General features: G+C 70.2%; 1 protein-coding gene. It reads left to right on the forward strand.

The genetic code is table 11. The features are described from left to right. Positions 1 to 87: 87 nt before the first annotated feature. The coding region (locus ACNPP0_RS24005) for a response regulator (RefSeq protein ID WP_448707213.1) at positions 88 to 516 on the forward strand (429 nt) is incomplete at its 3' end.

Here is a 516-nt window from a genome sequence, read left to right on the forward strand (position 1 = left end):
CCCCGGCGTTGACGCGCACGGCGGGCGTCGGATCGCCGACGCCACCGTCGCCGCGCCGCTGCCCGCGCGGGTGGTAAATTCCCGGCCATGCGCATCCTGGTCATCGAAGACGAACCCAAGCTGGCCGACTACCTGAAAAAGGGCTTGTCGGAGCAGACCCATGTCGTGGATCTGGCACGCGATGGCGTGGATGGGCTGCATCTGGCGCTGGAAGGCGACTACGACCTGATCGTGCTGGACGTGATGCTGCCCGGCGTGGACGGCTTCGGCATCCTGGCCGCCGTGCGCGCGCGCAAGAACACCCCCATCCTGATGCTGACCGCGCGCGACGCGGTGGAAGATCGCGTGCGCGGGCTGGAAGGCGGCGCCGACGATTACCTGGTCAAGCCCTTTGCTTTTTCCGAGTTGCTGGCGCGCGTGCAGGCGCTCCTGCGCCGCGGCCGTGCGCAAGAACCCACGCTGCTGCGGCTGGCCGACCTGGAGCTGGACCTGGCCAGCCCCCCCCCCCCCCCCCCC

The sequence above is a fragment of the Achromobacter semiaridum genome (genome assembly GCF_053543755.1).